This window comes from Gilliamella sp. App4-10 (genome assembly GCF_001690495.1).
In the GTDB taxonomy this organism is placed as follows: Bacteria; Pseudomonadota; Gammaproteobacteria; order Enterobacterales; family Orbaceae; genus Gilliamella; species Gilliamella apicola_G.
Window position 1 is genome coordinate 1 of the sequence record NZ_LZGS01000023.1, and the last position, 13349, is coordinate 13349.

Here is a 13349-nt window from a genome sequence, read left to right on the forward strand (position 1 = left end):
GCTGCATCAGGGTTCCCCCCATTGTGCAATATTCCCCACTGCTGCCTCCCGTAGGAGTCTGGACCGTGTCTCAGTTCCAGTGTGGCTGGTCATCCTCTCAGACCAGCTAGAGATCGTCGCCTAGGTAAGCCTTTACCTCACCTACTAGCTAATCCCATATGGGTTCATCAAATGGCGCATGGCCCGTAGGTCCCATGCTTTGGTCTCTCAACTTTATACGGTATTAGCAGTCGTTTCCAACTGTTGTCCCCTTCCATTCGGCAGATCCCCATACATTACTCACCCGTCCGCCACTCGTCATCAAGTGCAAGCACTCATGTTACCGTTCGACTTGCATGTGTTAAGCCTGCCGCCAGCGTTCAATCTGAGCCATGATCAAACTCTTCAATTTAAAGTTTGATGCTCAATAACTGTCTCTGACATATTCAAATGAATCTTCAGTGTCACTTATCAAGACTTGATTCTTTTAAGTCCTTAGACTTTTAATTCTTTGTCTCGCAAGTGCCCACACAGATTGTCTGTTTCTTCTTTTTAAAGAGCTGACAGCTTCTATTCCTAATCAACATTTTGTTAATTTAGTTTGCTGTCTCAAGGGCTGCGTATACTACGCTACACCTTTTAATTCGTCAAGATCTTTTTTTCAATTTTTCGATCTTATTTTTTAACTCACTCACTGTCTGCTTGTCGCTGACTGCGTGTCAGTGGATGCGCATTATAGGGGGTTTAAAAAATCATGCAAGTATTAATTTCATTTTCTTCTCCGTTTGATTTTTTTTTGATCAAACAGTTCTAAAATTAGACTGAGCTTCAATATCTTCAGCTAAAATTACCAGATATTTTAAGGAATTCTTATTTGTATAAAATTTTAATAGCAGGATATGAGTGTTATTGTTCATGCATTATTTAATCGATATTAATACTACTTAAGTTATTTGAGTTTAGAGATCTTCTTTTAAAACGATATATTTAAATAAAGCGTTAATTAAGATTCTGCTTTTATTTTTTGGGGTAAATCCGCTAAACTATCAATTAACCAATCGGCTTGAGCCAATGTTTCTTCCGTTATCATATCACCTGTTTTTACTAGAACTGTCCTTTTAACACCAGCGTGTCTGCCCGATAATAAGTCAGATACACGATCACCTACCATATAAGAATTAGCAATATCTATGTTCAATTCTTTTGCTGCAGTTTGAATCATACCAGGATTTGGCTTACGACATTCACAAGTATCAACTAACGGGTCATGTGGACAATAATAAACGCCATCTAAATCAATGCCTCTATCTTGTAATGACCAATCCATCCATTCAGTTAACGTGTGAAATTGTTCTTCAGTAAATTTATTTCTAGCAATACCTGATTGGTTGGTTGTGATAACTAACAAAAAACCCATTTTTTTGAGTTCTTGCATTGCATCAATGACACCATCAATAAAATGGAATTTATCAATTGTATGTACATAATTATAATCTATATTAATGGTACCATCTCGATCTAAAAAAATAGCAGGCTTCATGTTTACGCTTTTTCCTTTTTATGTAGCTATTACTCTAATCTTGCATAGAATATTATTGATTGACTTAGATGTCTAGACGTCTTAATATTCATTTATTCATCTTTTTCTTTATATATTATGATACAACTACAACACATTTCGAAAACATTTGAGCATAATAAAACACCTATTTATGCTTTAAAAGATATTAATATCCATGTTCCTAAAGGGCAGGTTTATGGTGTTATTGGCAAATCTGGGGCAGGGAAAAGCACACTTATTCGCTGTATTAATCTACTTGAAAAACCAACTAGTGGTAAAATATTTTTCGATAATCAAGATATTACAAATCTATCAAATAGAAAATTAATTGAAATACGCCGAAAAATCAGCATGATTTTTCAACACTTCAATTTACTTTCCTCACGTACTGTATTTGATAATATCGCTTTTCCTCTTGAACTGAATAGAACACCTAAAGCAACAATAAAGCAAAAAGTAAATGAGCTTATCGAGCTCGTGGGATTGACAGAGAAAGCAAATGTTTACCCAGCTAATTTATCAGGTGGCCAAAAACAACGTGTTGCTATTGCCAGAGCTTTAGCATGTGATCCCAAAGTACTATTGTGCGATGAAGCAACCAGTGCGCTTGATCCTGAAACGACCCGTTCAATTTTGGCATTATTGAAAGATATCAACCAAAAATTGGGACTAACCATTTTATTAATTACCCATGAAATGGATGTAGTAAAACAGATTTGTGACCAAGTTGCTGTTATCAGTGATGGCAAACTAGTTGAACAATCATCAGTGGGTGAAATGTTTTCTAATGCGAAAACAGATATTGCGAGACAATTTATTCAATCAACCTTACACCTAAATATTCCTGATGATTATTTAATAAGACTGTCGCCTGAACATAAAGAAGGACTCAATCCTTTATTACGCTTAGAGTTTACTGGGGTTTCTGTTGATTTACCTTTGTTATCACAAATCGCTAAAGAATTTGAGATTGAAAGTAACATTATTAGTGCGCAAATGGATTATGCCGGTGGAGTTAAATTTGGCTTAATGCTCGCTGAAATGAGAGGAAAAACCAAAAGTATGGCATCAGCAATTCAATTTCTAGAAAAAAATAAAACTAAAGTAGAGGTGCTTGGCTATGTTTGATTTTATTCCTTCTTTTAAACCTTTCGAATCACTATTTCGATATTTAACTCAATACAATTTTTGGACTGATTTTGTTGCTTTTTGTTCATCATTTAATGGTTTTAATGAAGCGATGCTATTCAAAATGGCACAAGCAACAGATGAAACCCTTTTTATGGTCATCTTATCAGGTTTTTGGGGAACGATAATTGGATTACCGATTGGCATCTTACTCTACACTACTCGTAAAGGACAAATATTAGATTGTTATATTGGTAATAGTATTATTTCATTTATTACCAATGTATTTCGCTCAATCCCTTTTATCATATTAATTGTATGGATTATTCCTTTCACCACTATTTTAATGGGTACCTTTATTGGTAAACAAGCTGCAGTTGTACCATTAAGTATTGGCGTATCACCACTAATTGCACGTATGATTGAAAATGCTCTATTAGATGTGCCTAAAGGATTAATTGAAGCGGCTCGCTCAATGGGCGCAACACCGCTACAAATTATATATAAGGTTTTATTACCTGAGTCATTACCTGTAATTGTCAATAGTATGACAATTACCTTAATTACCTTGACAGGATACATTGCAATGGCTGGAGCCGTTGGCGCTGGAGGTCTTGGTCAACTTGCTATTCAATATGGTTACAACGGCTACAAGCCTGCTATAATGAACACAGTCTTAATTATATTAATTATTATTGTCTTTATTATTCAAATTATTGGTAATAGGATTGTTAAACGCGTTACACATCATTAATTTTTGGAGAAACATATGTCTATTAAAAAGCTAGCCCTTATTAGCACATTGGTAAGTGCATTTTTTTTAACTGGTTGTGATAATAATAAACAACCAGTCGCAACAGATAATAAACCTGAGGAGCCAGCTAAAGTGAGCACGCTTAAAGTAGGTGTGATTTCAGGTCCTGAACAAGAAATTGCCGAAGTTGTTAAACAACAAGCGAAAGATCTTTATAATCTAGATGTTGAACTCGTTATTTTTAACGATTACGTAACACCAAACCAAGCATTAAATGATGGCTTAATTGAGCTCAATGCTTTCCAGCATAAGCCGTATTTAGATGAGCAAATGAAAGAGCGTGGCTATAAATTAGCTGTAGTAGGTAATTCATTTGTTTATCCTATTGCAAGCTATTCTCATAAATTAAAACCCATTGATGAATCAATGGAAACAGGGGAAGGTGTAAAAGTAACCTCACCACGTGGTGAAACCTTCTTCATTCCAGCTAATTCAACCATTGCCATTCCTAATGATCCAACAAACTTAGGCCGATCTTTACTTTTATTACAACATGAAGGAATGATTACAGTTGATAAATCTAAAGGTTTACTGCCAACTGTTCTTGATATTACAAGCAATCCTTATAACTATAAGATCTTAGAACTAGAAGCGCCAATGTTACCTCGCTCATTGGATGATGCACAAATTGATCTAGCGATCATCAATAACGCCTTTGCAGGACAAGCAAACTTAACGCCAAGCAAAGATGGAATTTTTGTTGAGGATAAAGAATCACCTTATGTCAACATTATCGTTTCGCGTGAAGCTGATAAAGATAACGAAAACGTGAAAAACTTTGTTAAAGCATATCAAACTGATGCTGTTGCACAAAAAGCTGACCAAATTTTTAATGGCGGTGCAATTCGTGGTTGGTAATAATCTACCACTAAAGATTGTTTAATATCTATTCCGCCAATGTTTATATTGGCGGAAAATTAATGTAAAAATAATAAATTAATTGAATTAAAAAAATCGCTACTTATCAATAAAATTATCATCGAATAATGACATATCAAATTGAACCAATCGGCATTATCCATTCACCTTATAGTGAAAAATTTGCCGTTCCAAGGCAACCCAATTTAGTTAGTGCAGGGCAAGGTGAACTTTATTTGTTAGCGCCTTATAATGATCCTATCAGTGTTAAAGGATTAGAACAATTTTCACATTTATGGCTATTATTCCTATTTCACCATATTACTCCTGAAAAATGGGGATTAACGGTTCGTCCTCCTCGTTTAGGTGGTAATAAAACAATGGGCGTATTTGCCACAAGATCACCATTTAGACCTAATCATATTGGACTTTCAGCGGTAGAATTAAAAGATATTATTGTTGAAAATAAACAGGTAATTTTAAAATTAGGCAGCCTCGACTTAGTTGATGGTACACCCATTATTGATATCAAACCTTACCTTCCTTATTGTGATAGTCATTCGGAAGCACATGCAGGATTCGCGCAATCCATTCCAGAAAAAAAACTAGCCGTAGCTTTTTCACAAAAGGCACAATTAGTTTTAGAGTTACAAAAACAAAATTATCCACAACTCACGGAATTAATTACACAAGTGATTTCTCAAGATCCACGGCCTGCTTACAAGCAAAAGAACCTTAATGAACAAACTTATGGATTTACACTCTATCATTTTAATATTAAATGGAACATCATCAATCAATACGCTATTGTAGAGGATATCTGTGTAATTAGTAAATAAATACAATTTTTATTAGTATAAAGATATTAGATAACGATTTTAAACTAACAAATTTCTTATCATTTCAATGAAAAATAGTTTGTATCCTTTTTCCATTCTGTTAAATGGATACGGGCTTAATTCCCTATATTTCACTTCACCACTAAGGTTATGTATATGTATAATCTTAGTGGTATTTTTATATAAAAATCAATGATTATATACGTTATGTTTGTTTTTCATTTCAGCAATATCGATTGCATCGAATAGGTAATGCCTCCCACAATAATCGCAATGAATATCAATCTTACCCCCATCTTCCCTTAGAATTTCATCAATTTGATTAGCTGGCAAAGTCATTAAGCTATCTTCACAACGCTGAGGTGAACATCCACACTTAAAAGTAATATCATGCGTTTCAAAAAGACGTATTTCCTCTTGATTATATAGTCGATATAAAATCTCATCAGTGGAAAGCTGAAATAACTCATCACTCGTAATTGTCTCGGTTAATGTGCTAAAGTGTTCAAATGATTCAACTGTATTTTCATTAGCTGGTAAAACTTGTAATAAAATACCTGCTGCCATTGGCTTATTATCATGTACACCTATTTTCACAAATAAGCGTGTAGGAAGTTGCTCTGATTGCATAAAATAATTTTCGATACAACCAATAAGTGTATCTTTCTCTAGTCCAACGATGCCTTGATAACGTTCACCATGCTTTGGTGTAATAGTAATAACAATATAACCATTGCCAACCATATCTTTAAGCGTAGCATCATCAGCAATATCACCGTTAACCCGAGCAATACCACGTAGCTGCTGTTGATCATTGCCATTAACAACCGCTAAAGATAACGCACCATCACCTTGCAACTGAACAGCAATATCGCCTTCAAATTTTAATGTTGCCGTTAATAGGCTGGTTACAACCAATAATTCACCAAGCAAATTTTGTACCGCAACTGGATAAGTATGATTATCTAAAATTGCCTGATATGTCTGTTCAAGACGAGTAATTTCACCACGAATAGGGTGATTATCAAATAAAAATCGATTTAAAGTATCCATATTAATTGTTGCTACCTTGTTGCCTATTATATTTAAATTTAATCAAATTACGCCGCTCCTTTTTATCCGGTCTTCTATCTGGATGTGGCATTGTCAATGCATTAAGCTTACGTGCTTGTGCTATTGCTTCTCGTTTAGCAATACTTTCAAGGGTTTCTTGATAAAGTTGTTGAGCTTCAATGGCCGTTCTTCGTTGTTCATTAATAGCTAAAATTTGAATTGTTTTTTGATCCGAACCTTGGCGAAGTGTTAAGATTGCACCAATTTCAACAATTTTACTTGGTTTAGTGCGTTGACCATTATAGTGCACTTTGCCACCTTCAACCATTTCGCGAGCTAATGATCGAGACTTATAAAATCTTGCCACCCAAAGCCATTTATCTAATCTTACAAGATCCATTATCTCCTCATATTACTTATTATTGAGTTTGTTTTATACTCAAATGCACATAATACTTTAAACATCTTAACTAGTTATATAAGGATGTTTTTGTAAAAATCAATGTTCAAAATTGATGATATAATCATTCCCATTTGTAGTAAATTTACCTGAAAAATTAAATGGTTGTAATTTACCATGTAAATTAACTGAATAACTCATCGCTTTCGGCGGTTGTTTTACCAGTTTCCAATTTTCTAGCAACAAACTTGTTATACCATAAGCATTAAATTGCAAAGATAACGATTCATTTTGAGATAGATCAACTTTTGCTTCAGCCTCAATCATTCCACCATTAACTAATGAGCTAAAAGTTAACAAAGCATGATTTTCAGAATCAAATTTTAGAACAAGATCTGGATAACGAATATCAATTCGATTAAATGAACCTTTTTCTGATTTAAAAAAAACAGCTCCTGAAAATATGCCGAATTTTTGCTCTTTCGCTAAAGTGATATCTGAGCCTGAAGCTTGAAAATTATACAAACTAAAAGGGAAATCACTCTGTTTTCTAATTATCAAACTTTGAAAAATATCAAGCTTATCAACTTTAATATACCTAAACATCCTCGGTAATGCAGATAATTCTAACTTTTCAGGAAGTTCATAATTAATATCCGATAACGTTAATTGATCTATATGTAAGGCATTATCTTTCCACTTTCCAACAAAATTGATACTACCTTTATTCCATTTTGCTAGTACTTTTTGAATCGTCACCTCTTGGTCGTGGGATGATAATTGGGCTAATACCGATGAAAATAACTCATCATGCCAAACAACATGATCAGCAGTAAAAGCTAAAGAACTTTGTTCAAAATGCCACTGCTCATCATAACGAAGATTAGTGGCTTCAATATTGCCCTTTTCCATTAAAAAATTGGGTAACTGAATACTACTTTCCAATATTGATAATTGTTTGATCGTCAACTTTGGTAGAACATGAGAATATTTATTAAGAAAATCATCTTCCGTTGATTGCCAGTTTATATTGCAAAGCTTCAATTGTTCAATATTTAAACTGTTATCTGCAAGAATTTTTAATTTACTGACAAAAAAACCTTCATTAATATTTCCACCAAAATTAGTCATGGTTGTAACACCATCTCGATGGAATCCTTGAATCAGTAGTGATTTTATTGGGATTTGATTTACTAAAACTTCTTGCGACGTAAAATCAAATTGGTATTTATCCGCTCCTGATGTAGCAAAGGGTTTAATGCCTCCATTGATTTGGGTCAATGAAAGTTTATCCTTCCCATTATTAACCAGAATATTAGTAGTTGCATTGACAAATTTTAACGTATTGGTTGAAAAGTCATAATGACCAAATTGAGTATCATTAATATTCATATTTCCATTAATGACTATAACATAGTTAAAATGTGCTAATTGCCAAAGATTACTTTTATCCAATCCTACAACTAATTTAGGAACATTAACAATCTCTTGCCTATTATTACTGACAACAACATCATCAAAAACTAATTCGTAGAAATTTGAAAAAGAGTGATGAACCCTGCCAATTGAAATTGTATACGTACTCAATTTGGATAATTGCTGACTGATTACTTTAGCACCCAACGAAGTTTGTATAACAAAATAAGACAACAATATAAAAAACCAAATAATGGATAAAAAGATGATTATGTAAAATCGTAATCGTCGCATAAATAAATTTAATTGTTATAATGAACCGTTAATAATTACATTACGATAACCGATTTTAACCAAAATAACACCTCATTTTCAGTATAAATGATTTGTTATTAAACTAATTTTACAGTTAAGATATAAATATTAACTATGAAGTTTTTAAATAATTAACAGAACAATTCACTGTCCCTTTCTTTGGATTAAGATAAAGGATAGTTATTTTTGATTTACCATAAGTAAGAACGGGAGATACCTAGATGAAACAAATCCCAATGACAGTAAAGGGAGCTGAACTATTACGTGCCGAACTAGAAGAGTTAAAAAATGTCAAAAGACCACAAATAACAGCAGCCATAGCTGAAGCAAGAGCGCATGGCGATTTAAAAGAAAATGCTGAATACCATGCAGCAAGAGAACAGCAAGGTTTTTGTGAAGGTCGTATTCAAGAAATCGAAGGCAAATTATCACAAGCACAAATTATTGATATCACCAAAGTAAAAAATACTGGACGTATTATTTTTGGTGCAACAGTAACAGTCATAAATATTGAAACTGACGAAGAAACAACCTATCGCATTGTCGGAGATGATGAAGCTGACTACAGACAAAATCTTATTTCTGTCAACTCTCCAATTGCCAGAGGCTTAATTGGCAAAGAAGACGGTGATACAGTACAAATTAAAACGCCGGGTGGTGATGTAGAATTTGATATCGTTAAGGTTGAATATATCTAATATTGAATATCATCAACAAAGGCACATAAACAAACAGGGCACATAGCCCTGTTGTTGTATTTATTTAGGCAATGAGATTTTTTTATCTTCACTGGGTCTAAAAATCGTGAAAATTGATCCCACTTGTTGCACAGGTAAAGCTTTAGTTTCGCGAATAATAGCATCACAAATAAGCTTCTTCGTTTCGCGATCTTCCGCAGAAACCTTAATCTTAATTAACTCATGGAAATTTAAGGCGTTGTCAATTTCGGCAAGCACTCCCTCGGTAAATCCATTGGCCCCAATCATCACTATAGGTTTTAAATGATGAGCTTCACTTTTTAAATACTGTTTTTGTTTATTCGATAAATTCATTAAATTTTTATCACTTTAAGTTGTAATTTTGCTATTCTACCCTTATATATATTTGTAATCAATGAAGTGACCTCTTTACATTAAGGATTTATTAGCTGTGAGTAATAAAAAACGCTCAGCAAGTTCAACGCGTTGGCTCAATGAACATTTTAATGATCGCTTTGTACAACAAGCACAAAAAAAAGGCCTACGCTCTAGAGCATGGTTCAAACTCGAAGAAATACAAAAAAGTGACAAATTATTCAAACCAGGCATTACCGTTGTTGATTTAGGCGCTGCCCCTGGTGGTTGGTCACAATATGTCGCATCGCTTATTGGCAATAAAGGTCGCATTATTGCCTGTGATCTATTGCCAATGGACCCCATTGTTGGGGTTGACTTTCTTCAAGGTGACTTTCGCGATGAAGCAGTTTTAAAAGCGTTACTGGAACGAGTTGGCGAAGAAAAAGTCCAAGTTGTCATGTCAGATATGGCACCAAATATGAGCGGGCAACCTGCTGTTGACATACCTAGAGCAATGTATTTAGTTGAACTAGCATTAGATATGTGTAGAGACGTACTTGCGCCTAATGGCAATTTTATTGTTAAAGTATTTCAAGGTGAAGGATTTGAAGAGTACCTAAAACAGGTACGTTCAATGTTTAAAACAGTCAAAATTCGCAAACCTGAAGCATCGCGCTCAAGATCTAGAGAAGTTTATATTGTTGCAATGGGTATGAAGTAGCCAGTTTTATAATTTTGTAGTACCATACTACGTTAAATTTAGTCGTAACTGTTAATTTTTATGAGAGGTTTTTCTTTTGAACGACATGGTAAAGAATTTACTGATCTGGGGAATTATCGCTGTAGTATTGATTGCTGTATTTAACCAATTTGGCTCAATATCCAATAGCGGTCCTCAAATCGATTATACCCAATTTAATTCCGATATCACGACTGGTAAAATCCAAGAAGTGCATATTAACGGACGCGAAATCGTTGCCACAACTAAAAATAATGGCAATTACGTTACCTACATCCCTTATTTTGATGAAAAACTAATGGATGATTTGTTAGCCAATAAGGTGCCCGTCTATGGTAGTCCTGATGAAAAACCAAGCCTAATAGCCAGTATTCTTATTTCTTGGTTTCCTATCATTATACTCATTGGTTTTTGGCTCTTTATGATGCGCCAAATGCAAGGTGGTGGCAAAGGCGGACCAATGTCGGTAGGCAAAAGTAAAGCTCGCATGTTAACGCCCGATCAAATCAAAACTAAATTTACCGATGTTGCCGGCAGTGAGGAAGCAAAACAAGAAGTCACCGAAGTTGTCGACTTTTTACGCGATCCAGGTAAATATCAAAAATTAGGTGGCCGTATACCAAAAGGAATTTTAATGGTTGGCCCTCCTGGTACAGGTAAAACCTTATTGGCAAAAGCTATTGCCGGTGAAGCCAATGTACCTTTCTTTAGCATTTCAGGTTCTGACTTTGTTGAAATGTTTGTTGGTGTGGGTGCATCGCGTGTACGTGATCTATTTGAACAAGCTCGTAAACATTCTCCATGTATCATCTTTATCGACGAAATTGATGCCGTAGGTCGCAAACGTGGGGCTGGTTCAATGGGCGGTCATGATGAACGAGAACAAACACTAAATCAAATGCTCGTTGAAATGGATGGATTTGAAGCCAATAGCGGTATTATTATCATTGCTGCAACTAACCGAGTTGATATTTTAGATCCGGCATTACTTCGTCCAGGTCGCTTTGACCGTCAAGTTCAAATTGGCTTACCAGACATGAAAGGTCGTGAACAAATTCTTGCTGTCCATGTACGCAAAGTTCCTTTAGGGTCGGATGTTGATCTGTCAGTTTTAGCACGTGGGACACCGGGTTATTCTGGTGCGGAATTAGCAAATTTAGTCAACGAGGCAGCTTTATTTGCTGCGCGTCGAAATAAGCGCCTAGTAACAATGGACGAATTTGAAGAAGCCAAAGATAAAATCAACATGGGTACCGAAAGACGTTCATTAACCATGACTAAAGAGCAGCTTATTTCAACCGCTTATCATGAAGCTGGGCACGCTATTATTGGTCACTTAATGCCAGATCACGATCCGATTCATAAAGTCACCATTATTCCACGTGGGCGCGCTCTTGGTGTGACTTTCTTCTTGCCTGAAGGTGATCGAGTTAGCGAAAGCCGCGAAAAACTAGAAGGAGATATTGCAACCCTTTATGGTGGACGACTAGCAGAAGAGTTAATCTATGGTGCAAATAAAATATCCACTGGTGCATCAAATGACATAAAAGTTGCCACACAATATGCAAGAGCAATGGTAACACAATGGGGATTTTCTGATCGCTTAGGTCCTCTATTTTACGAAACTGATGATAATTCATATGGACGACCGAAAGATATTTCTGATGAAACAGCACGAATTATTGACGAAGAAGTCAAAGCCATTATCGATCGTAATTACCAACGTGCACGTAAAATATTGACTGAGAATATTGATGTCCTTCATGCAATGAAAGATGCGCTAATAAAATATGAAACGATTGGCGCAAAACAAGTTGCTGATTTAATTGCTCGTCGTCCTATTACCACTCCTGATGATTGGACTGAGCGTGACGAAAATGCAGCAGGTCAAATACCTAATGAAGGAAGCAATATACCGCCTCAATCAGGAAGTTAATTAATTTTCATAAAATATAACGCGCTACGGCGCGTTTTTTATCGGTAAAATAAAAATATCTTATACATCAATTTTCGTGGATAAACCGACAAACATTGAAAATTTAACTTGACCTCTACTTGATAATTTTTAGTATCATTTAAACTATCACATTATTAACTGTAGTAACAAATAGGCTTTTACTCATGGACATACATTTTCAAAACCAAGTGATGGATCTATCATTTCCACAAGTGATGGGCATTGTTAATATGACACCAGACTCGTTTTCTGACGGTGGTAACTATAACAATCTTGATGATGCTATGCGTCGCGTTGACAGCATGATTCAAGCTGGTGCAACGTTTATTGATGTCGGCGGTGAATCAACGCGCCCTGGTGCAGCCGAAGTTTCGGTTGATGAAGAACTTAACCGCGTTGTGCCATTAGTTGAAAAAATCGCCCGTTATTTTGATGTTTGGATTTCGATTGATACCTCAAAGCCACAAGTCATGACTGAATCAGCAAAAGTGGGAGCACATCTAATTAATGATGTTCGAGCCTTAACAGAACCTGGTGCACTTGAAGCAGCAGCCCAAACAGGACTACCTGTTTGTATTATGCATATGCAAGGCGACCCTAAAACCATGCAAAATGCACCACACTACCAGCAAGATATTTATCAAGAAGTTGACCAGTTTTTTGACAAACACATTGAGCGTTGCATAAATGCCGGTATTAGCCGTGAAAAAATCATACTCGACCCCGGTTTTGGATTTGGCAAAACACTAACGCACAATTACCGTCTATTGGCAACACTCGAAAAGTTCCATCATTTTAACTTACCTTTGTTAGTGGGCATGTCACGAAAATCCATGATAGGACAAGTATTAAATGTCCCACCGCAAGAACGTATGTTAGGTAGCGTTTCATGTGCCGTAATTGCGGCAATGAAAGGTGCACACATTATTCGCGTTCATGATGTTAAAGAAACCTTTGACGCACTGCGAATTGTACAAGCAACCCTTGCAGAACAAGGCTAATTGTATAAAGAAGAATGTTTATTTAAACGATTGATTTGGAGTTGTCGACATCTTTCTACTCTAAATAAAGCGCAATATTAATCTTTGGACGTTATGAAATAGTGTGTTTTTCATAAAAATCATTCAGGTAGAGCATTGATTTTATTTGATTTTTTGTTGTTTTTCAGTGAAATCAAATAGTGATAGGTGATTTTGTGGTGGTGGGATTTTGCACCCCCCTAAATCAGACGTAAT

The 13349-nt window shown here is 35.3% G+C and carries 13 protein-coding genes and 1 rRNA gene; 8 read left to right on the forward strand and 6 right to left on the reverse strand.

Annotated features, from left to right (window positions below; translation table 11 throughout):
* Nucleotides 1–391, reverse strand: a 16S ribosomal RNA gene (locus tag A9G23_RS03550); the annotation flags it as partial.
* 591 nt (nucleotides 392–982) lie between these two features.
* The gene (gmhB, locus tag A9G23_RS03555; RefSeq protein ID WP_065586309.1) at nucleotides 983–1519 is read right to left on the reverse strand and encodes a D-glycero-beta-D-manno-heptose 1,7-bisphosphate 7-phosphatase; all 537 of its coding nucleotides are present in this window, start codon (nucleotides 1517–1519) and stop codon (nucleotides 983–985) included.
* Between the two features lie 117 nt (nucleotides 1520–1636).
* Between gmhB and metN the strand changes: the two genes are divergently transcribed.
* From metN to tsaA, 4 genes are all read left to right on the forward strand, one after another.
* Nucleotides 1637–2668: a methionine ABC transporter ATP-binding protein MetN gene (gene metN / locus A9G23_RS03560; protein WP_065586310.1), complete on the forward strand. Its 1032-nt coding sequence runs from the start codon at nucleotides 1637–1639 to the stop codon at nucleotides 2666–2668.
* Between the two features lie 112 nt (nucleotides 2669–2780).
* Entirely contained in the window at nucleotides 2781–3422 is a 642-nt protein-coding gene (locus A9G23_RS03565) for a methionine ABC transporter permease (protein ID WP_065586330.1), read from the forward strand.
* 15 nt (nucleotides 3423–3437) lie between these two features.
* Complete coding sequence (metQ, locus tag A9G23_RS03570; protein ID WP_065586311.1) at nucleotides 3438–4340, forward strand: methionine ABC transporter substrate-binding lipoprotein MetQ; 903 nt, start codon at nucleotides 3438–3440, stop codon at nucleotides 4338–4340.
* Between the two features lie 125 nt (nucleotides 4341–4465).
* The gene (tsaA, locus tag A9G23_RS03575; protein WP_442899738.1) at nucleotides 4466–5179 is read left to right on the forward strand and encodes a tRNA (N6-threonylcarbamoyladenosine(37)-N6)-methyltransferase TrmO; all 714 of its coding nucleotides are present in this window, start codon (nucleotides 4466–4468) and stop codon (nucleotides 5177–5179) included.
* A 189-nt stretch (nucleotides 5180–5368) separates the two neighbouring features.
* Here tsaA and hslO read toward each other — a convergent pair whose 3' ends face one another.
* The 3 genes from hslO to A9G23_RS03590 all read right to left on the reverse strand — a co-directional run bounded on the left by hslO (nucleotide 5369) and on the right by A9G23_RS03590 (nucleotide 8219).
* Entirely contained in the window at nucleotides 5369–6232 is an 864-nt protein-coding gene (gene hslO, locus A9G23_RS03580) for an Hsp33 family molecular chaperone HslO (protein ID WP_065586313.1), read from the reverse strand.
* Between the two features lies 1 nt (nucleotide 6233).
* Nucleotides 6234–6632, reverse strand: a complete 399-nt coding sequence (hslR, locus tag A9G23_RS03585; RefSeq protein ID WP_065586314.1) for a ribosome-associated heat shock protein Hsp15 — start codon at nucleotides 6630–6632, stop codon at nucleotides 6234–6236.
* A 99-nt stretch (nucleotides 6633–6731) separates the two neighbouring features.
* Nucleotides 6732–8219, reverse strand: coding sequence for a hypothetical protein (locus A9G23_RS03590; RefSeq protein WP_141674909.1), 1488 nt, complete (start codon nucleotides 8217–8219; stop codon nucleotides 6732–6734).
* A gap of 365 nt (nucleotides 8220–8584) precedes the next feature.
* Here A9G23_RS03590 and greA point away from each other — a divergent pair, with 365 nt between their 5' ends.
* Nucleotides 8585–9061: a transcription elongation factor GreA gene (greA, locus tag A9G23_RS03595; protein WP_034910774.1), complete on the forward strand. Its 477-nt coding sequence runs from the start codon at nucleotides 8585–8587 to the stop codon at nucleotides 9059–9061.
* A gap of 60 nt (nucleotides 9062–9121) precedes the next feature.
* Here greA and yhbY read toward each other — a convergent pair whose 3' ends face one another.
* The gene (gene yhbY / locus A9G23_RS03600) at nucleotides 9122–9415 is read right to left on the reverse strand and encodes a ribosome assembly RNA-binding protein YhbY (RefSeq protein ID WP_065586316.1); all 294 of its coding nucleotides are present in this window, start codon (nucleotides 9413–9415) and stop codon (nucleotides 9122–9124) included.
* A 97-nt stretch (nucleotides 9416–9512) separates the two neighbouring features.
* Here yhbY and rlmE point away from each other — a divergent pair, with 97 nt between their 5' ends.
* The 3 genes from rlmE (at nucleotide 9513) to folP (ending at nucleotide 13115) form a co-directional block, all read left to right on the forward strand.
* Nucleotides 9513–10139 (forward strand): 23S rRNA (uridine(2552)-2'-O)-methyltransferase RlmE, encoded by a 627-nt coding sequence (gene rlmE / locus A9G23_RS03605; RefSeq protein WP_065586317.1) that lies wholly within the window; start codon nucleotides 9513–9515, stop codon nucleotides 10137–10139.
* A gap of 76 nt (nucleotides 10140–10215) precedes the next feature.
* Nucleotides 10216–12093 carry an ATP-dependent zinc metalloprotease FtsH gene (gene ftsH / locus A9G23_RS03610; RefSeq protein WP_081296930.1) on the forward strand — a complete coding sequence of 626 codons (1878 nt, stop codon included), beginning with the start codon at nucleotides 10216–10218 and terminating at the stop codon, nucleotides 12091–12093.
* 185 nt (nucleotides 12094–12278) lie between these two features.
* Entirely contained in the window at nucleotides 12279–13115 is an 837-nt protein-coding gene (folP, locus tag A9G23_RS03615; RefSeq protein WP_065586318.1) for a dihydropteroate synthase, read from the forward strand.
* Nucleotides 13116–13349 lie beyond the last annotated feature (234 nt).

Excerpts from the sequence above, each read along its gene's own strand:
- gmhB (WP_065586309.1), bottom strand. The coding sequence starts at position 1,519 with ATGAAGCCTGCTATTTTTTTAGATCGAGATGGTACCATTAATATAGAT.
- metN (WP_065586310.1), top strand. The coding sequence starts at position 1,637 with ATGATACAACTACAACACATTTCGAAAACATTTGAGCATAATAAAACA.
- A9G23_RS03565 (WP_065586330.1), top strand. The coding sequence starts at position 2,781 with ATGCTATTCAAAATGGCACAAGCAACAGATGAAACCCTTTTTATGGTC.
- metQ (WP_065586311.1), top strand. The coding sequence starts at position 3,438 with ATGTCTATTAAAAAGCTAGCCCTTATTAGCACATTGGTAAGTGCATTT.
- hslO (WP_065586313.1), bottom strand. The coding sequence starts at position 6,232 with ATGGATACTTTAAATCGATTTTTATTTGATAATCACCCTATTCGTGGT.
- hslR (WP_065586314.1), bottom strand. The coding sequence starts at position 6,632 with ATGGATCTTGTAAGATTAGATAAATGGCTTTGGGTGGCAAGATTTTAT.
- greA (WP_034910774.1), top strand. The coding sequence starts at position 8,585 with ATGAAACAAATCCCAATGACAGTAAAGGGAGCTGAACTATTACGTGCC.
- yhbY (WP_065586316.1), bottom strand. The coding sequence starts at position 9,415 with ATGAATTTATCGAATAAACAAAAACAGTATTTAAAAAGTGAAGCTCAT.
- folP (WP_065586318.1), top strand. The coding sequence starts at position 12,279 with ATGGACATACATTTTCAAAACCAAGTGATGGATCTATCATTTCCACAA.